This is a genomic window from Martinezella sp. CNPSo 3964, assembly GCF_057784375.1.
The window spans coordinates 191,099-208,352 of record NZ_JBXSOW010000005.1; the positions used below are offsets into that span (position 1 = coordinate 191,099).

At 60.3% G+C, this 17,254-nt stretch carries 19 protein-coding genes; 15 read left to right on the forward strand and 4 right to left on the reverse strand.

Going from position 1 to position 17,254, the window contains the following annotated elements; genetic code table 11:
* The first annotated feature begins 5 nt into the window (after nucleotides 1-5).
* The 8 genes from AC13Q5_RS17385 to AC13Q5_RS17420 all read left to right on the forward strand — a co-directional run bounded on the left by AC13Q5_RS17385 (nucleotide 6) and on the right by AC13Q5_RS17420 (nucleotide 6,339).
* Nucleotides 6-659 carry an amino acid ABC transporter permease gene (locus AC13Q5_RS17385; protein ID WP_075853992.1) on the forward strand — a complete coding sequence of 218 codons (654 nt, stop codon included), beginning with the start codon at nucleotides 6-8 and terminating at the stop codon, nucleotides 657-659.
* Nucleotides 643-1,371: an amino acid ABC transporter ATP-binding protein gene (locus AC13Q5_RS17390; protein ID WP_457879555.1), complete on the forward strand. Its 729-nt coding sequence runs from the start codon at nucleotides 643-645 to the stop codon at nucleotides 1,369-1,371. The genes AC13Q5_RS17385 and AC13Q5_RS17390 overlap by 17 nt, the downstream gene beginning before the upstream one ends.
* A 46-nt stretch (nucleotides 1,372-1,417) precedes the next feature.
* Nucleotides 1,418-2,209 (forward strand): transporter substrate-binding domain-containing protein, encoded by a 792-nt coding sequence (locus tag AC13Q5_RS17395; protein WP_457879556.1) that lies wholly within the window; start codon nucleotides 1,418-1,420, stop codon nucleotides 2,207-2,209.
* A 66-nt stretch (nucleotides 2,210-2,275) separates the two neighbouring features.
* Entirely contained in the window at nucleotides 2,276-3,289 is a 1,014-nt protein-coding gene (locus AC13Q5_RS17400) for a zinc-binding alcohol dehydrogenase family protein (protein ID WP_075853997.1), read from the forward strand.
* A 14-nt stretch (nucleotides 3,290-3,303) separates the two neighbouring features.
* Nucleotides 3,304-4,089: an SDR family NAD(P)-dependent oxidoreductase gene (locus AC13Q5_RS17405; RefSeq protein WP_075854312.1), complete on the forward strand. Its 786-nt coding sequence runs from the start codon at nucleotides 3,304-3,306 to the stop codon at nucleotides 4,087-4,089.
* A gap of 24 nt (nucleotides 4,090-4,113) precedes the next feature.
* The gene (locus tag AC13Q5_RS17410) at nucleotides 4,114-4,812 is read left to right on the forward strand and encodes an RraA family protein (protein ID WP_075853998.1); all 699 of its coding nucleotides are present in this window, start codon (nucleotides 4,114-4,116) and stop codon (nucleotides 4,810-4,812) included.
* 4 nt (nucleotides 4,813-4,816) lie between these two features.
* The gene (locus tag AC13Q5_RS17415) at nucleotides 4,817-5,149 is read left to right on the forward strand and encodes a UxaA family hydrolase (RefSeq protein ID WP_488502558.1); all 333 of its coding nucleotides are present in this window, start codon (nucleotides 4,817-4,819) and stop codon (nucleotides 5,147-5,149) included.
* Entirely contained in the window at nucleotides 5,146-6,339 is a 1,194-nt protein-coding gene (locus tag AC13Q5_RS17420) for a UxaA family hydrolase (protein ID WP_488502559.1), read from the forward strand. The genes AC13Q5_RS17415 and AC13Q5_RS17420 overlap by 4 nt, the downstream gene beginning before the upstream one ends.
* A 142-nt stretch (nucleotides 6,340-6,481) precedes the next feature.
* On the opposite strand, the gene AC13Q5_RS17425 is transcribed toward AC13Q5_RS17420, so the two are convergent.
* The gene (locus AC13Q5_RS17425; protein WP_488502560.1) at nucleotides 6,482-7,474 is read right to left on the reverse strand and encodes a LacI family DNA-binding transcriptional regulator; all 993 of its coding nucleotides are present in this window, start codon (nucleotides 7,472-7,474) and stop codon (nucleotides 6,482-6,484) included.
* Nucleotides 7,475-7,677: 203 nt separating this feature from the next.
* On the opposite strand from AC13Q5_RS17425, the gene AC13Q5_RS17430 reads away from it, so the two are divergent.
* The 7 genes from AC13Q5_RS17430 (at nucleotide 7,678) to AC13Q5_RS17460 (ending at nucleotide 14,881) form a co-directional block, all read left to right on the forward strand.
* Complete coding sequence (locus tag AC13Q5_RS17430; protein ID WP_488502561.1) at nucleotides 7,678-8,439, forward strand: sugar phosphate isomerase/epimerase family protein; 762 nt, start codon at nucleotides 7,678-7,680, stop codon at nucleotides 8,437-8,439.
* 199 nt (nucleotides 8,440-8,638) lie between these two features.
* Nucleotides 8,639-9,907, forward strand: coding sequence for an ABC transporter substrate-binding protein (locus AC13Q5_RS17435; RefSeq protein ID WP_488502562.1), 1,269 nt, complete (start codon nucleotides 8,639-8,641; stop codon nucleotides 9,905-9,907).
* Between the two features lie 37 nt (nucleotides 9,908-9,944).
* Nucleotides 9,945-10,841 carry a carbohydrate ABC transporter permease gene (locus AC13Q5_RS17440; RefSeq protein ID WP_488502563.1) on the forward strand — a complete coding sequence of 299 codons (897 nt, stop codon included), beginning with the start codon at nucleotides 9,945-9,947 and terminating at the stop codon, nucleotides 10,839-10,841.
* A gap of 9 nt (nucleotides 10,842-10,850) precedes the next feature.
* The gene (locus AC13Q5_RS17445) at nucleotides 10,851-11,696 is read left to right on the forward strand and encodes a carbohydrate ABC transporter permease (protein WP_488502564.1); all 846 of its coding nucleotides are present in this window, start codon (nucleotides 10,851-10,853) and stop codon (nucleotides 11,694-11,696) included.
* Between the two features lie 21 nt (nucleotides 11,697-11,717).
* A complete protein-coding gene (locus AC13Q5_RS17450) occupies nucleotides 11,718-12,158 on the forward strand; it encodes a gluconate 2-dehydrogenase subunit 3 family protein (protein WP_488502565.1) in 441 nt (146 codons plus the stop codon).
* Nucleotides 12,155-13,804 (forward strand): GMC family oxidoreductase, encoded by a 1,650-nt coding sequence (locus tag AC13Q5_RS17455; RefSeq protein WP_075854315.1) that lies wholly within the window; start codon nucleotides 12,155-12,157, stop codon nucleotides 13,802-13,804. Before AC13Q5_RS17450 ends, AC13Q5_RS17455 begins: the two co-directional genes overlap by 4 nt.
* A gap of 162 nt (nucleotides 13,805-13,966) precedes the next feature.
* Nucleotides 13,967-14,881, forward strand: coding sequence for a TolB family protein (locus AC13Q5_RS17460; RefSeq protein WP_488502566.1), 915 nt, complete (start codon nucleotides 13,967-13,969; stop codon nucleotides 14,879-14,881).
* A gap of 18 nt (nucleotides 14,882-14,899) precedes the next feature.
* Here AC13Q5_RS17460 and AC13Q5_RS17465 read toward each other — a convergent pair whose 3' ends face one another.
* From AC13Q5_RS17465 to AC13Q5_RS17475, 3 genes are read right to left on the reverse strand one after another with little or no spacing between them, the layout of a single operon-like run.
* A complete protein-coding gene (locus AC13Q5_RS17465; protein ID WP_488502567.1) occupies nucleotides 14,900-15,925 on the reverse strand; it encodes a LacI family DNA-binding transcriptional regulator in 1,026 nt (341 codons plus the stop codon).
* A 16-nt stretch (nucleotides 15,926-15,941) separates the two neighbouring features.
* Entirely contained in the window at nucleotides 15,942-16,382 is a 441-nt protein-coding gene (locus AC13Q5_RS17470; protein ID WP_075854006.1) for a VOC family protein, read from the reverse strand.
* 53 nt (nucleotides 16,383-16,435) lie between these two features.
* On the reverse strand, nucleotides 16,436-17,242 hold the full coding sequence (locus AC13Q5_RS17475) for an aldo/keto reductase (RefSeq protein WP_488502568.1): 807 nt from the start codon (nucleotides 17,240-17,242) through the stop codon (nucleotides 16,436-16,438).
* Nucleotides 17,243-17,254: the final 12 nt, after the last annotated feature.

The window sequence follows — 17,254 nt, forward strand, 5'->3', positions numbered from 1 at the left end:
AGCCCATGCCCACTTTCGGCCTGACACAGTTCATCTTCCTGCTCGAGGCGGCCGTCTGGACGCTCGCATTGTCGGCGCTTGGTTTCATCGGCGGCGGCTTGGTCGGTTTCGTTGTGGCTCTGGCACGCATTTCGCCGAGCCGCATCATTCGCTGGACCGCGACGGCCTATGTGCAGCTGATCCAGGGAACGCCTTTGCTGGTATTGCTCTTTATCGTCTATTTCGGGCTCAGCATCGCCGGCTTCAACAATCTTCCGGCCTTGCTGGCGGCCGGTGTCGCGATCACCCTTTACACTTCGGCGTTCCTTGCCGAGATCTGGCGCGGCTCTATCCGGTCGATTGCCAAGACACAATGGGAGGCCGCGGAATGTCTTGGCCTCTCGCGCTGGCAGCGCATGACACGGGTCATTCTTCCGCAGTCGCTGCGCATCGCGACGCCACCCACGGTCGGCTTCCTCGTTCAGGTGATAAAGAACACATCGCTCGCATCAGCGATCGGTTTTGTCGAGCTCGCTCAGGCCGGCAAGCTGATCAACAATTCCACCTTTCAGCCGTTCAGCATCTTCATGGTGGTCGCCGCAATCTATTTCGCCATCTGCTTCCCGCTCACGCTCGCCAGCCGGAAACTGGAAAGGAAACTGAATGTCTCCAATCGTTAGATTATCCGATGTCCGCAAGAGCTTTGGCGCGCTGCAGGTCCTGAATGGTGTGTCCTTCTCGGTCGAACCCGGCGAAGTGGTGGCCATCATCGGCCAGTCCGGTTCGGGCAAGTCGACGGCTCTGCGATGCATCGATGCGCTGGAGACCATTCAAGGCGGCGAGATCGAGGTTTGCGGCCACAAGATTCACTCGCCGGACTTAGATAAACGTGCGCTTCGTCGCGACGTCGGCATTGTCTTCCAGAGCTATAACCTCTTCCCGCACCTGACCGTCCTGGAGAATGCGGCGCTGGCACTGACCTGCGTCAAGAAGCTGAGCAAGGCCGAAGCTCGGGACATATCGCTCGACTGTCTTGGCCGGGTGGGGCTTGCGGAGAAGGCCTCCTTCTACCCGGAGCAGCTGTCCGGCGGCCAGCAACAGCGAGCTGCAATCGCCCGGTCATTGGCCATGCAGCCGCAAGTCATGCTCTTCGACGAGGTGACGTCTGCGCTTGATCCGCAACTGACCGGCGAAGTGCTGAAGGTCATCGAAAATCTCGCGCGCGGCGGCATGACGATGATCCTCGTCACCCATGAAATGGCGTTCGCCCGCAAGGTGGCGAGCAACATCCTTTACATGCATCTCGGCAGGGTCTGGGAGCATGGGCCGGCGGCCCTGCTCGACGCGCCTCAGACCGAGGAACTGCGCAGTTTCGTCGGCAATGGGCTTTGAGAACCACGGGCCGCGAAACGCAATCAAAATAAACCGGAGGAGAACCATGAAGCGTCGTCATATTCTAGCAGCCACCGCACTTGCGATCCTGGGCACGTTTGCCAGTCATGCGCAGGCAGATGCCCTTGCCGATATCCAGGCGCGGAAAAAGGTGCTGATCGCCCTTGATCTCGGCTCGCCGCCGTTCGGCATGATCGATGCCAACATGCAGCCCTATGGCTCCGATGTCGAAGTTGCCAAGCTTCTCGCTGAGCAGCTCGGCCAGCCGCTGGACGTCGTCCAGGTGACCAGCCCCAACCGCATCCCCTATCTGCAGACGGGCAAGGCGGATATGGTGATTGCTTCGCTCAGCGTGACGGACGAGCGCAAGAGGGTCATCGATTATTCCAAGCCCTACGGCGTGATCCAATCGGTCATCGCGGCGCCTGCTGGCCAGAGCGTCAAGACCATGGCCGATCTGAAGGGCAAGCGCATCGGAACCACGCGCGGCAGCGTCAACGACAAGGAAGTCACGAAGGTCAACGATGGCGCGGAAATCGTGCGTTACGATGACGACGCGACCCTGGTCACGGCACTCGTCAGCGGCCAGGTTGATGTGATGGCGACGTCGCCGCAAATCATGAAGGCGGCCAACGAGCGCAATCCCGCGTCGAAGTTCGAGGTGAAGATGGTGCTCAAGGTATTCCCCTACGCCATCGGCATTCGCAAGGGCGAGGCCGCCTTGAAGCAGCGGCTCGACAAGTTCGTCGACGAGAACCTCGCGAACGGCAAACTCAACGAGATCTACAAGAAATACAACGGCGTCGACCTGCCGGCCGACATTGCCACCCTGAACTGATCTGTTTCCAGCGAACCGGGCGGAAGCGTCCGGTTCACTCCCCCAATCCGGAAGAGGTATCGTCACGTGAAAGCCCTGTTGATCGAAAGTGAAGGCGTCAGCCGTTTCACCGATGTCGCTCGCCCGCAGCTCGGGGAAGGCGATGTCCGCATTGCCGTCCGTCATGTCGGCATCTGCGGGAGTGATCTCAACACGTTTCGAGGTCTCAACCCGCTCGTGGAGCTGCCGCGCATTCCCGGGCACGAGATCGGCGGCGAGATCATCGAGGCAGGGTCGGGCGTTTCGTCCGCCTATCAGCCCGGGCGGCGCGTCATCGTTCTTCCCTATACCAGTTGCGGCACGTGCTCTTCCTGCCGCAAGGGGCGGGTGAATGCCTGCCGCTACAATCGGACGCTTGGCGTTCAGCAGGATGGCGGCCTTGCCGAAGAGATCGTTCTTCCTGCGGAGAAGCTCATCCTGAATGACACGCTCGACCCTCGCTTTCTTGCCTTGGTCGAGCCGCTATCGGTAGGCTTCCATGCGGTGGCGCGCGGCCGCGTGTCGTCAAGCGATCGCATCGTCGTGCTGGGCTGCGGCATGATCGGCATGGGCGTGGTGATCGGGGCCGTTGCCCGCGGCGCTGACGTGATCGCCGTCGATCTCAGCCCGGAAAAGACCACGCTGGCAAAGCAGTTCGGCGCTCGCCATACAATCAATGCCGGCACGGAAGATGTCGGAGCGCGCATCGTGGAGCTGACGAGCGATCAGGGCGTCGATGTGGCCTTCGAGGCGGTCGGTCTTCCCGAAACCTTTCGCCAGGCGATCGATCTGGCCGGCTTCTGCGGCCGTGTCGTCTATGTCGGCTATGCCAAGGCGCCCGTTACCTATCAGACGCAAATGTTCAACCTCAAGGAATTGGACATCATGGGGTCGCGCAACGCCACGAAATCCGATTTCGATGCGGTGATCGCCTATCTCGAGACGATCGGCGATCGTGCAGCCTCGCTCATTTCCAAGGTCATCCCCTTCGCCGAGGCCGAAGGCGCATTGCCCTTCTGGGACAAGAACCGCGACGTTTTAAAGGTCATTGTCGAAAGATGAATACACAAGCAGCCATGAAATCTCCAACCGCGCTTCCTGACTGGCATGGCGCATTCCGACTGGACGGGCAGCGCGCCCTTGTAACGGGTGGAGGTAGTGGACTGGGTCTCGCGATCGCGCGTTGCCTCGCAGCCTCCGGCGCAGAGGTGGTGCTGGCCGGCCGCAGGGTGGATCTCCTTGAAGAAGCTGCCGCCTCGATCGGCCCACTGGCTAAAGCCGCACAGCTCGACCTTCGTGATCTTGCTTCGATCAAGGCCTTTGCCGCCGGAGTGGAGGAAGCGCACGGCCCGGTCGACATCGTCGTCAACAATGCCGGGAACACGGTCAAGAAGCCGTTCGAGGAATCCAATATTGCCGACTTCGACGAAGTCATGGACGTCCATGTTCGCGGCGCGCTGGAACTGACCCGGCAATTTCTGCCGGGACAGATCGCGAGAGGCCGCGGCTGCGTGCTCTTCACCGCATCCATGACATCCTTCATCGGCCAGCCGCTGGTGATGGGCTATACGACGGCGAAAACGGCGCTGACGGGTGCTGTGCGCGGGCTTTCGGCCGAGTTTGCCGGTCGGGGAATCCGTGTCAATGCCGTGGCGCCGGGCTGGATCGATACGGATCTCTTTCAGAAGGCCACGGCCAACGATCCGGCTCGCCGCGCCAAAATCATGGGCCGAATCCAGATGAACCGTCTCGGCTCTGCCGAGGAAATCGGCTGGACATGCGCTTTCCTCGCATCCCCGGCCGCCGGCTATATCACCGGCCAAACCATTATCGTCGACGGCGGCGCCGTCGTCGGCTTTTAGAATTGCCACCAGCGGAGGCTCCCAATGAATACCACAGCAACCCACGCAACCGACGCGGATCTGTTCCGCGTGTTGAAAGCCGAGCTTTTTACCGCTGTCGTTGGCGATATCCTTGATACGCTCGGTCATCGTCGGCAGTTCCTGCCGGCTGGTATCAAGCCTCTGCACGATGACATGAAAATCGCCGGCCGCGCGATGCCGGTGCTTGAGGCCGATATCTTCTCGGACGGGAAGGGGTCCTTCGGCCCGCTGGCGGAAAAGCCGTTCGGCATCATGTTCGAAGCGCTCGACTCGCTGAAGCCGGGCGACGTCTATATCGCCACGGGTTCGTCGCTTCGCTACGCGCTATGGGGAGGCCTGATGTCGACGAGAGCCACCCATCTGCAGGCCGCAGGTGCCATCCTCGACGGTTATGTACGCGATGCCGGCGAAATCGAGCGGCTTGGCTTCCCGGCCTTTTCCCGCGGGATCTATGCGCAGGATCAGGGGCCTCGCGGCAAGGTCATCGATTACAACACGCCGATCGAGATCGAAGGTGTCCGCATCGAGCCCGGCGATCTGCTCTATGGCGACCGCGAAGGCGTTCTCGTCATCCCGAAGGCCGTCGAAAAGGAAGCCATCTCGCTCGCCCTGGAGAAGGTGCGTACTGAGAACAAGGTGGCGGAGGCAATTCGCAACGGCATGAGCACGGTCGAGGCCTTCGCGACGTTTGGAGTGATGTAACGTCATGGGCTCCGGCGCGCTGTTAACACATGCCGATGATACGCGGCTGCTCTTGCTTTCGGAAAAGGACAATGTCTTCGTCTGTCGCGAGGATATTCCGGCAGGAGAGCGTATTCGCGTCGGGGAACGGGAGGTGACGCTCGCAAGGACGATTCCGCGCGGTCACAAGATCGCCCGGCAGGAAATTGCGCCGGGCGCCAAGGTCTACAAATATGGTGCACCGATAGGCTCCGCCACAGTGCCGATCGCGCCCGGCGATCATGTCCATGTGCACAACGTCAAGAGCGACTACACGCCGAGCCACTTCTTCGACATTCAGGAGGTTATCAAAAAATGACCTTGCAAGGCTATCTTCGGTCGGACGGCCGCAAAGGCATCCGCAATATCGTTGCCGTCGCCTATCTGGTGGAATGCGCCCACCACGTCGGACGCCAGATCATCTCGGCCTTTGACGGGCAGGAGGTTCATCTCATCGGTTTTCCGGGCTGTTTTCCCAATGCCTACGCGCAAAGGATGATGGAGCGGCTCTGTACCCATCCGAATATCGGTGCGGTTCTGCTGCTGTCGCTCGGCTGCGAAAGCTTCAACAAATACTCGCTATCCAGGATTATCGAGGAGAGCGGCAGGCCGGTGAAGACGCTGACCATCCAGAACGATGGCGGCACGCGCAGCACGATTGCGGCCGGCCGTGCCTGGGTGAGCGAGCAGCTCGAGGCGCTTACCCACGATGAGCGGGTCCCGATGGATATCAGCGAGCTGATCGTCGGGACGGTATGCGGCGGCTCCGACGGAACGAGCGGAATTACCGGCAATCCTGCGGCGGGCCGGGCCTTCGATTGGCTGGTGGCGGCTGGAGCGACCTGCATTTTCGAGGAAACCGGGGAGCTTATCGGCTGCGAGGAAATCATGGCGGATCGAGCGGTCGCGCCCGAACTTGCCGACGAGCTTCGCGCGGCAGTCGCCAAGGCGGCGCGCTACTATGCCACGCTTGGCTACGGCAGCTTCGCGCCGGGCAACGCCGACGGTGGGCTGACGACGATCGAAGAAAAGTCGATGGGCGCCTATGCCAAGTCTGGGGCGTCGCCGATTTCCGGCCTGATCAAGCCCGGCGATATTCCGCCGCGTGGCGGTCTCTACCTGATGGACGTGGTGCCTGACGGCGAGGTGCGGTTCGGCTTTCCGAACATTTCCGACAATGCCGAGATTGTCGAGATGATCGCATCCGGCTGTCACATGGTCTTCTTTGTCACAGGCCGCGGTTCGGTCTCCGGCTCGGCAATCTCGCCTGTAATCAAGATCTGCGCCAATCCGGATACCTTCCGCCGCCTGGAGGAAGACATGGATGTCGATGCTGGCCGTATTCTCGAGGGACGAGCAAGCCTTGACGAGGTCGGCCAGGAAATCGTCACGCTGCTGCGGGAGGTTGCCGGTGGGAGGCCGACGAAGTCGGAAAGCCTCGGCCATCAGGAGTTCATCCTGACCTACAAGTCCTTTGAGCCGATCGGCCCGGCATGCCTGCCGGTCTAGAGCCGGATGATTTTAGGTCTGTTCGACCTAAAATCTGAATCCGCTCTAGCATCAAAGAAGTAGAGCGTGATGTCGTCCGAAAACCGCCTACACTTTTCGGCATCACGCTCTAAGTCGAAGCCTTCAGCCGTCGATATAGTCCTTAGCTACGAAGGCTGCTAGCTCGAATGATCAGTTCATGGGCCAGGACCGTATTGTCGTTGTCCGCATCGTCCTCGATGAGCGCCTTCAGTTTCTGGATCGAGCGTTCGGCCATGTCGCGGCGAGGGAGGCGAACCGTCGTCAGCGGCGGGTCCATGACGGCCGAAAAACTGAGGTCATCGAAGCCTGCGACGGCGATATCCTGAGGAATGCGCAAGCCGTGTCCCTTGAGGGCAGCAATCAGACCATAGGCGGATTCGTCGTTTGAGCAGAAAATGGCGTCGGGCAGCTCCGAGCGGCTCCTGATTTCGTCGGCCGCCCTTTGTCCTTCAATCATCGTGAAGCCGGACTGGATATACAAATCCGGGGAGGCGGAGAGCCCGTGATCGGCGAGCGCCTTTTCCCAGCCTCTCCGGCGGGCGATCGCCATGATTTCCTTTGGCGGCCCGCCGAGATGCGCAATCCGCTTGTAGCCCTGTTTTGCAAGGTGGTCGACGACATCATAGGCGGCTTTCACCTCATCGATCTGCACAGCGGTAATGCCGGTGAGATCGGGAGTGGGGCTCAGCGTTCGCACGATCGGCAGGTGCCGGCCCGCGGCAATGCATTCGAGAAGTCGCGGCGGGCAGTAACTGGCGGTCAGGAGAACGCCATCGATGCTCCCCGCCAGCAACTCGTCGACATAGCGGTCGGAGCGGCCCGGATCGATGGCGGTATGAGCGATCATGATGTCATAGCCGCAGTCATAGGCTGCCCGATCGATATGCATCAAAAGATCGGGAAAATTCGGGTTGGCGAGGTTTGGAATGAGAACCAGGATCACCTTGCTGCGTTTGAGCCGCAGGGATCGCGCATGGCGGTTGATCGCATATCCGGCTTCCTTTGCGGCCTGGGCAATCCTCTGCCTAGTCTCCTCGGGAATGGGAGGGAGGCCGGCCAGAGCGCGGCTGACGGTCGAAGTCGAGACGCCGGCGATACGGGCAACGTCCGCCATGGTCGGTATGCGGCTCTCATTTGTGGGTATTGGCTTTCGTTTCGCCATCGGACCTCTGTAACCGGATCGCATCGTCTACATCCAACAAATATTCGATCGTGCCCTTGCATGCAATCGATTGCGCTGTTAGGTATTACGCAATCGATTGCGTAAAAATGCTCTGTGATGTGAGGAGATGTCGCGGGGCAGGCTGGGAGGGCCGGATGACGACGTCGACACTTTCGATACAGCTCTATTCACTTCGGCATCTGGGCGGGCTCGATCAGCAGCTTGATGCGGCTGCGCGGGCGGGCTTCACCAACGTCGAAACCATCGGCAGTCATCTCGACGATCCCAAGGCGCTGAAGGCGGCTCTGGCGGCCCGGGGTCTCCATGCACCCAGCGGTCATATCGGTTTGCCGGCACTTCGCGGTGACCTGGGGCGGGTCGCGGATGCCGCCGCCGAGACCGGTATTGTGCAACTTTTCATGCCGGCTCTTCCGCCGGAGGAGCGTAGCGGCGATGCGGATGCCTGGCGCCGCGTCGGCGCCGCGCTTGGCGAGATGGCTGTTCGCCTGAAAGAGCGGGGCATATCGCTCGGATATCATAACCATCATTGGGAGCTTGTGCGTTTCAGCGATGGCTCACGTCCGCTCGACTGTCTTTTCGACGGCGCCGCCGGCAGCCCGCTCGTCTGGCAGGCCGATATCGCATGGCTTGCGCGCGGCGGCGATGATCCGAAGGTCTGGCTGGAGAAATATGCAGGGCTGCTCGTCTCCACCCATGTGAAGGATCAGGCTCCGGCCGGACAGAACGAAGACGAGGACGGCTGGTGCGATGTCGGTTCCGGCATTCTCGATTGGCCCGATCTCTGGGCCTTCGCCAGCGCCCGCGGTGCCCGCCTGATGGTCGTTGAGCACGACAATCCCAAGGATCCGGCGGGCTTTGCAGCCAGAAGTTTCTCCTATCTTCAGACGATCCGGTAGCCCGATCGTCTAGAGCCGGATAATTTTAGGTCTGTTCGACCTAAAATCTGAATCCGCTCTAGAATCAAAGAAGTAGAGCGTGATGTCGCCCGAAAACCGCCTGCACTTTTCGGCATCACGCTCTGGCACCAGTGCAGATCGATTTCGTTCAACAAGGGGGGAGGAACCACAGATGAACGGCAAGTCGGATAGCATGACAATGAATCGGCGATCATTCCTCGCAGCATCGGCTACGGCCATGGCCGCAAGTGCTGCAGGCAAAGTCTTTGCGGCAGATGACACTCTTACGTTCTGGGACATGGTCTGGGGAACGGGAGCCACTTATACGGCCACCGCCAAGGAGTTGGCGGGCAAGTACACACCCGCCAGCGGCGCGCTCGGCGTCCGCTATCAATCGATACCTTGGGCAAACTGGTATCAGACCTTCACCTCGGCGGCCGCATCGGGAACGACGCCGGCGGTCAGCTCCGGCGCGGCATTCCTGCCATTCTATTTTCTCGAGCAGGGAGTGGCCGTTGCGGCCGACAACCTGATCGGCAAGCTCGACAAGGATGGCAAGAACGACTTTCTGCCGGGTCTGCTACCCGCCATGAAGGCGGATGGCGGCTATGCCGGCGTTCCCTGGTCGATGGATCTGCGTGTCATCTGGTATCGCAAATCGTTGCTCGAGAAGGCCGGCGTAGAGCCGCCGACCGACTGGGACAGCTATATCAAGGCCGGCGAAGCCCTCAAGAAGATCGGCCATATCGGCCTCGGTCTTGCGGCCGGCAGCACGACGACCGATGCGCAGCACACCGTCTCGGCCCTGATGATCAACAATGGCGGCGGCTTCTTTGCGCCAGATGGTTCGTTGAATTGCGTGAGCGATCGCAACATCGAAACCCTCGATTTCATCAACGAGCTCGTGCGCAAGGGCATCATCGATCCCTATGCCGCAAGCTACACCTCCGACAATCTGGCGAGCGACTGGAAATCCGGACGCGTCGCCATGGGCTTCGGGCAGACGGGTCTCGACAAGACGTTGCCGCAGGAGATCAAATCCGATGCAGTAGTCGCGCACCCCGTCAAGGCTCGCCACGGCGATCTCGGCACAGTCTACTACATCAACTCGCTTTGGATGTTCACGACGACACCCTCGCAGGAATCGTCCGAAGCCTTCCTCGCCTGGTATCTCGACAACATGCATGTCTATTGGACGAGCGGGGTTGCGATCGACGTGCCGGTCAAAAAGAGCATCGCCGATCTGCCCATCATTCAGAGCAATCCGAACCTGGTTCTTTCGATCAACGAATGGCAACCTGTGGGAAAGACGATCGGTGCTCAGGCGCCGCACGCCTTTGCTGCGCTGAATGCCGTTGATGGTGGTGCCGCCAGTGCCGCCTTTGTTCAGCAGATCATCCAGGGAAAGACGAAGTCCAAGGATATTCTCGAAACCCTGGAAGCTTCGCTGCGGAAGGTCGTGCAGTAACATGGCCGAGGCGCATGCAATGCCGGAGGGAGGACGGTTGACGAGGGCATCGACGGCGTCACGCGCCGGCGCGCAGACGGGGCGCAAGGCGACGATGATCGGCCTTGCCATGCCGTCGATCCTGTTGATGGCGTTGATCAACGCCTATCCGCTGGGATTTGCCCTTGTGCAGTCCGTTCACAATGGCGGTCTGCTGCGCCTCGGCAAATTCATCGGTTTCAGGAATTATCTCAATGTTCTGACCGATCCCGCATTCTGGTCGGCTGCCTCTTTCACGCTGCTGTTCACCATTTGTGGCGTGTTTGGCAGCTGGTTCGTCGGCTTTGGCCTGGCCATCCTGCTGAAGCCGCAGTTTCCGGGGCGAAACCTGTTCAAGGTGCTTCTGCTGCTGCCATGGATCGTGCCGATCGTCGTCACGTCCATGAGCTGGAACTGGCTGGTCGCCACCCCCGCTAGCCTCCTGCCACAGCTGGCCGAAACACTCGGCTTCGGGCAGATCCTGTTTCTTGCCGATCCGACAATGGCGATGATCACGGTCTGCCTGTTCAAGATATGGATCAGCTATCCCTTCATGATGATGATGGGAGCGGCGGCGCTCGAGAGTATCGACAACAGCGTCTATGAGGCTGCGACGCTCGACGGTGCGAATGCGCGCCAGCAGATCCGTTACATCGTTTTGCCGATGACCGCCCGGTCCACCTATATCAGCTGGATCCTGATGACGATGTTTTCGGTCAATGACTTTGCAACGATCTATCTGCTGACCGGAGGCGGGCCGGTCAACGCCACGACCTCGCTGATCGTGCTTGCCTATCGCTCCGTCTTCCAGGATTTCCTGCCCGGCTACGGCGTTGCGATTTCCTTCATGATGACGATCGTTCTGGTCGCCCTCTCGCTCCTGCTGTTCCGGCAGGTGCGCAAAGCCAAGTTCTAGGAGGCTCCCATGGCGGCGAAGACAGTGGCTGCGAGCACGACCGTCGGCATCGGCAAATCGGTGGGCTGGGCGCGCACCATCGTACTTGCATTGATGACGCTTGTTGCCCTGAGCCCGATCCTGGTGATCTTCGGCCTTGCCTTGCGGCCGCGGCTTTACTCCGACGTCACCGGACCGACGCTCGAGACATTCGTCTATGTCATTCGAAACACGGATATTCTGGTGTGGCTGAGGAACAGCCTCATCGTTTCCGTCATCGCTTCCTGCCTGGCGTTGTTCGTTGCGGCACCAGCCGGCTATGTGTTGTCGCGCGCCCGCGGCGGTGCCGTTTCGCTCTATTCGATGCTGATCTTCATCATCCAGAGCTTTCCGATCGTCGTCTTCATCATCCCGCTGTTCATAATGCTCTCGCGGATCGGGCTCGTCGACACCTTGGCCGGCGTTTCGATCATCTATGTCGCCTCCAGCGTGTCGGTCGCCTGCTGGATGATGGCGGCTTATTTCGACAGCATACCGACGGATCTCGAAGAGGCAGCCTGGATCGACGGCTGCAGCATGTTCGGCGCGTTTCTGCGCATCGTGCTTCCTAATTCGCTGCCCGGCATTCTGTCGACGGCGATCTATGGGTTTCTCGTCGCCTGGAACGATTATCTGGTCGCGCTCGTCTTTTTGCGCACGGACAGTCGCTTCACTTTGCCTGTCGGCCTGCAGACATTCTTCCAGCAAAACCAGACCGATTGGGGTCCCGTCATGGCCTGCGCCGTGATCATGCTGGCGCCGCCGGTTATCATCTTTGCCTTGCTCAATCGCTTTTTCAGTATCGGTGGCATCGGCGGCTCGCTCGCCGGCCGATGATATGATCTCAAGAGGCTTTTCATGTCAGATGCCAAGGACCGCGTGTTCAGGCTCGAAACCTTTCGGGCAGTGCTCGATCGTATCATTCCCGCGGATGATTATCCCGGCGCGCTCGACAATGGCGTAGACGGCTTCATTCTCGCGCTGTGGGACGCCGGCCTCGTCACCGATTCCGAGCCGATTGATCGCGGCCTCGTGGATCTGGACGCGCAGACATTGGGTGGCTTTGCCACGCTATCGCCCGAGAAACAGGATCGTCTCCTTGCGGAGCGCAAGGATGAAGCCTGGTTTCGTATGCTCTGCGAGCTGGCTGCGGAAGGGTTTTACGCCGACCCGGCAAACGGCGCCAATCCGGATGCCGTTTCATGGAGAATGATCGGCTATCGCCCGGGCTTGCCGGAGGGGCCGAGCGGTCCCTCCGAGAATCCACAGGACGTCGTGCGCGGGAGGTTATGGGCATGAAGATCGACTATGATGCGATCATCGTGGGTGCCGGTGCCGCCGGCAATATCGCGGCCGGTGTGCTGGCCGAAGCCGGCAAGCGCATCCTGCTCATCGAGCGTGGCAAAAGGCGTACCTATGCCGAAGACGGCCATCGCGACCATCTGCGAAATCATCGGCTGCAGGCCTATGGCTTCAATACCGGGCCGGAGATCGACGGCAACCCGCGCGTTTTCATCGATCAGCAGGGTGGGCGGCACATCATCAAGCCGCACCAGGACAATTATCACGTCAATGCAGCAGTCGTCGGCGGTGGGACCTTCGTCTATGGCGGGCTCGCCTGGCGCTTTCATCCCAAGGATTTCCGCATGGCGTCGACCTATGGACGTCCGGAAGGCTCCTCACTGGTGGACTGGCCGATTTCCTATGAGGATCTGGAGCCCTGGTATGGGAAGGCAGAGCATGAAATAGGCGTTTCGGGCGATGGTAGCGGCGATCGCAATTCCGGCCCGCGTGGGCGCGACTATCCGATGCCGCCGGTAACAGATAATCCGACGAGTGCCTATCTCCGAGCCGGCGCGACCGCACTTGGTCTATCGACATTCACGCCGCCGCTCCTCGTCAATACCGTACCGCGCGCCGGGCGAGGGGCCTGCATCCGATGCGGCTCATGCGTCGGTTTTCCCTGTCCGAGCAATGGCAAGAACGGCACGCAGAACACCATGCTGCCGCGCGCGCTGGCGACGGGGCTCTGCGATCTCCTGACCGAGACGGTTGTGGAGCAAGTTGCAACCGATGATCGGGGCAATGTCATCGGCGTCGATATTCTCGAGGAGGATGCAGCCGGGCAGCTCACGCGCCGCCGCATTTGCTCGCGCATCGTCATCCTGTCGGCCGGCGCGATCGAAACGGCAAGGCTCATGCTGCTGACACGAACGGACCGGGAGCCGAGCGGGCTTGGCAACAATCACGATCAGGTCGGCCGCAATCTGCAGGGGCACTATTATCCGACGGTCTTCGGACTCTTCGAAGAGCCCGTGCAAGACAGCAAAGGCCCGGGCGTGACGATTGCGACAACCGATTATAATCACGGCAATGACGGTGTCATCGGTGGCGCCATGCTGGCCGACGATTTCGTCATGCTGCCGATCATTCTCTGGAAATCCGGCCTGCCTGACGATCTGCCGCGATATGGGCTGGCGGCAAAGCATTTCATGCGCGATAACTTCACCCGCATCGCCCAGATCAAGGGGCCGGTGCATGAAATACCCAGCGCAGATTGTCGCGTTCGCCTCGATCCGGAGGTTCGCGACAAATATGGGCGTTCCGTCGCTCAGTTATCGGGAACGACGCATCCCGAAACCGTTCGAACCGCCGACTATATCCTTGAGAAGGCCGATGCCTGGATGCGAGCATCGGGCGCCGCGCGGACTTGGGGCAAGAAGCAGGCGCTTCGCCTTTCGGCAGGCCAGCATCAGGCCGGCACCTGCCGCATGGGAGAGGCGCCGGAGACGTCCGTAACCGATAGCGTCGGCAGGGTTTGGGGTCACGACAATCTCTATGTCTGCGATGCCTCGCTGCATCCGACCAATGGCGGCTACAACCCTGTCCTGACAGTCATGGCGCTCGCATTTCGGAATGCCGAGCGGATCGCCAATCTTCTCTAGCAGGGAAACAAGCGTAGCTTTCAGCACATCCGCTCTTTTGCCCGTGGCGTAGCGCGGGGCTCTCGGCTCACGCACCAACATCCGAGCAATTTCGTGGTTGTTGATGAAAATGGGATCGCATAAGCTGTTTGTATTATCGTTAATCCAAGTGGAGGAGAAACCATGCCATCCATGCGCCCGGGGCCGGAAACCCGACGCCTACTGCCGCGTCAAGTTAGCGAACTCGTCGTTTTCGATATCGCGACCTCGACGGCGCGTGTGATTTATGAAACGGGCGAACTCATCGAAGCGCCCAATTGGTCTCCCGATGGCAAGTGGCTGATTTACAATGGCGACGGCCGTCTCTTTCGCATCTCTCCGGATGGTCAGGATGGCCCGCATTGCATCAACACGGCACCGGTCGAGAACCTGAACAACGACCATGTCGTATCGCCGGACGGGCGCTCCTTCTTCGTCAGCGCCAACGACGGCCATCTCTATCAGGTGCCGTTCGAGGGCGGCGCGCCGCGCCGCGTCTCCAACGAGCACGAGGCTTCGCGCAGCTTCAAATATTACCTGCACGGCATTTCGCCTGACGGCGCGACGCTTGCCTATATCGGACTGGAGCGCCGCGAGGGCGGCGGCATCTTCACGCGCGTCTGCACCATCCCTTCCGCAGGCGGTGACGACGTGTTCCTGACCGACGGCGCATGCCCCGTCGACGGTTCCGAGTTCTCGCCGGATGGGAAATGGATCTATTTCAACTCCGAAGCGGCCGCGACGCAGCCCGGACATGCGCAGGCTTTCCGCATGCGCCCCGATGGCTCCGGGCTGGAACAGCTGACGCATGACGAGCGGGTCAACTGGTTTCCGCATCCCGCACCCAATGGCCGCGACCTCGTCTATCTGAGCTATCCGGTGGGAACGACGGGCCACCCCGCAGACAAGGATGTCATCCTTCGGCTCATGGCCGCGGAAGGCGGCAGCGCGCGCGATCTCGATGCGTTCAATGGTGGGCAAGGCACGATCAATGTGAACTCCTGGGCGCCGGATTCCAGCGCCTTCGCCTATGTCCGCTATCCGGTGGCAGCCGGCTGACGGCCTTGCAGGGACAGCCTAGCCGCGAGGGGTCGAATTCGAGCTTTGGCGGATGAGGAGATCCGGCTCGATCAGGGTGACGCGCGGCGGCGGCAATTCCGCTTCCGCGCCGATCAGATCGACGACGCGCTCGACGGCCATGGCCGACACACGCTCGACATTATAGTCGACCGTCGAGATCGGCGTCACCGCATATTCACCGAACTCGATATTGTCGAAGCCCATGAGCGCGACGTCATCGGGAACGCGAATGCCGTTGCGGGCGCAATAGCGTAAGACGCCCAGCGCCAGTGAATCATTGGTCGCGAAGATGGCGGATGCGCCGAGCCGCTGGCTGAAGATCGCATCCGCCGCCCAATAGCCATGCGCGACCGAGTGGCCGCTCGGCTTGATGAACAACGCGGTATCGATGTCTGCGCCGGCATCCCGATACGCCTGCATATAGCCCTCGAGCTTTTCAGAATTGCCGAGCTTCGTGCCGCCATCGATGATGACGATACGGCGATGGCCACTGCCAAGAAGATGCGCGACCGCCTTATAGGCTCCCATCCGTTCATCCATGCAGACGGCATCGATGCCGGCATCCGGATCGCCGACGAGCAGGACGACGGGATAATTGCGCGCGCGCAGTTTGCGAATGTGGTCCAGGCGGCGATGGCTGCAGGGAAAGACCAGCATGCCGTCGGCGCGCCTGGCTCGAAAGGTTTCAATCATCCTCTCTTCGACTGCGATATCGTTGTTCGAGGTCGCGAAAAGCGTCGTATAGCCACGTTTGGAAAGCTCGCCTTCCACGGCCTGTGCCACGGCTGTCAGCACGGGATTGGAAAGGTCCGTCAGGATCAAACCGATCGATCGGGTTTCCCGCCGCACCAGCGATGTGGCGACATAGTTGGGCAGATAATTCAGCTCGCGCGCTACATCCGCGATGAGGGTACGGGTCTCAGGCGGGATACGCGAGCTGCCCCGCAAAGCCAGCGACACGGTATTCACCGAAAATCCGGTCTTATCGGCAATGTCCTTCAAGCGCGCCGCAGGCTTTGCCATGCAAATTCGACTCCCGTCACACCGTTTGCTGTTTCAGGGCGGCAATCGCTCTGTATTGCAGGCAATCCGGTGCCATTTCCATCAATTCGATCCTGTTGCCATCCGGATCTTCAATCCATGCGCCACGATTCCCGTCAAGCCCTGACTTGATAGGCGAGGTGAGCGCAATTCCTGCCTTCTCCAGCTTTGCCGCCGCAATATCGAGATTGTCAATCGTCAGGCAGAGATGGTTGGTGCCGTTGGCGTTCGGCCCGGGAGCACGATCGCCTTCTGCGCCAGGGAAGAGCTCGAGAAACTGGAGATCGGTGATGCGCAGATAGACGATCCACGGCGTCCCGTCATCGCGTACCAGCCTGTGCATTTCCTTGAGGCCAAGGCGATCGCGATAGAAATCGAGGGAGGCGCCGAGGTCCTTGACCTTGATGGCGAGGTGGCCGAGGCCAGTAATGTGATCCATGATACAGCTCCAAAAGGTTGTTTTGGCGATAATATTGCGTGACCTGATATCTCTTAATCCCAGAGTGGCGCCCCGGGCGGATCGATCGCCCGTGAACTTTGCGGCAGGGCATCGATCGCTTCCACGTCGGCGGCGGTCAGATTAAGTTTGTGTGCCAGCCAGTTCGAGCGAATGCGTTCCGGCTTCGAGGAGGTCGGGATGGCCGCATAGCCCTTGGAAAGTTCGTAGGCGAGCGCCACCTGTTCGACGGTTGCCTCATGTCGGACGGCAATCGCCCGCATCTGCTCGATATCGCCCATCCGGCCCTGCGCGACCGGCTGATAGCAGGTGACGAGGATGTCGTGCTCCTTGCAGTAGCTGGCAATTTTTTGGTTCTGGAACAAGGGGTTGAGTTCAATCTGGTTTGTCGCGATAGCGCCCCTGCCAAGAAGCGCCTCGGCCTTTTCCAGAAGGGCAATAGTGAAGTTCGAGACGCCGATCATGCGCGTCAGCTGCATTGCCTGAGCTTCGGCGATTTGCTCGAGATAGACTTCCGGCTCGATGCGGTCATAGGGCGGCGGCCAGTGGATCAGGGTCAGGTCGATCTGATCGATACCTATGGTTTCCAGACTTTTCCGCAGCGACGGCAGCAGCTTTCCGGGGTCGAGATTGTCCACCTTGATCTTCGTCGTAACGAAGATCTCATCCCGTTTCAGTCTGCTTTGCCGCATTGCCTCGCCGACGCTGGCCTCCGTGCCATAGGACTGTGCCGTGTCGAGATGGCGATAGCCCGTCTCCAATGCATAGAGAATTGCAGCAACGCCATCGGCGCCCGTTCTTCCCCAAGTCCCAAAGCCCAGCCGTGGAATTGAAGCTGTCATGATGTCTCCTCC

Excerpts from the sequence above, each read along its gene's own strand:
- AC13Q5_RS17410 (WP_075853998.1), top strand. The coding sequence starts at position 4,114 with ATGAATACCACAGCAACCCACGCAACCGACGCGGATCTGTTCCGCGTG.
- AC13Q5_RS17475 (WP_488502568.1), bottom strand. The coding sequence starts at position 17,242 with ATGACAGCTTCAATTCCACGGCTGGGCTTTGGGACTTGGGGAAGAACG.
- AC13Q5_RS17405 (WP_075854312.1), top strand. The coding sequence starts at position 3,304 with ATGAAATCTCCAACCGCGCTTCCTGACTGGCATGGCGCATTCCGACTG.
- AC13Q5_RS17450 (WP_488502565.1), top strand. The coding sequence starts at position 11,718 with ATGTCAGATGCCAAGGACCGCGTGTTCAGGCTCGAAACCTTTCGGGCA.
- AC13Q5_RS17470 (WP_075854006.1), bottom strand. The coding sequence starts at position 16,382 with ATGGATCACATTACTGGCCTCGGCCACCTCGCCATCAAGGTCAAGGAC.
- AC13Q5_RS17460 (WP_488502566.1), top strand. The coding sequence starts at position 13,967 with ATGCCATCCATGCGCCCGGGGCCGGAAACCCGACGCCTACTGCCGCGT.
- AC13Q5_RS17420 (WP_488502559.1), top strand. The coding sequence starts at position 5,146 with ATGACCTTGCAAGGCTATCTTCGGTCGGACGGCCGCAAAGGCATCCGC.
- AC13Q5_RS17415 (WP_488502558.1), top strand. The coding sequence starts at position 4,817 with ATGGGCTCCGGCGCGCTGTTAACACATGCCGATGATACGCGGCTGCTC.
- AC13Q5_RS17385 (WP_075853992.1), top strand. The coding sequence starts at position 6 with ATGCCCACTTTCGGCCTGACACAGTTCATCTTCCTGCTCGAGGCGGCC.
- AC13Q5_RS17455 (WP_075854315.1), top strand. The coding sequence starts at position 12,155 with ATGAAGATCGACTATGATGCGATCATCGTGGGTGCCGGTGCCGCCGGC.
- AC13Q5_RS17425 (WP_488502560.1), bottom strand. The coding sequence starts at position 7,474 with ATGGCGGACGTTGCCCGTATCGCCGGCGTCTCGACTTCGACCGTCAGC.
- AC13Q5_RS17395 (WP_457879556.1), top strand. The coding sequence starts at position 1,418 with ATGAAGCGTCGTCATATTCTAGCAGCCACCGCACTTGCGATCCTGGGC.
- AC13Q5_RS17390 (WP_457879555.1), top strand. The coding sequence starts at position 643 with ATGTCTCCAATCGTTAGATTATCCGATGTCCGCAAGAGCTTTGGCGCG.
- AC13Q5_RS17465 (WP_488502567.1), bottom strand. The coding sequence starts at position 15,925 with ATGGCAAAGCCTGCGGCGCGCTTGAAGGACATTGCCGATAAGACCGGA.
- AC13Q5_RS17435 (WP_488502562.1), top strand. The coding sequence starts at position 8,639 with ATGAATCGGCGATCATTCCTCGCAGCATCGGCTACGGCCATGGCCGCA.
- AC13Q5_RS17445 (WP_488502564.1), top strand. The coding sequence starts at position 10,851 with ATGGCGGCGAAGACAGTGGCTGCGAGCACGACCGTCGGCATCGGCAAA.
- AC13Q5_RS17430 (WP_488502561.1), top strand. The coding sequence starts at position 7,678 with ATGACGACGTCGACACTTTCGATACAGCTCTATTCACTTCGGCATCTG.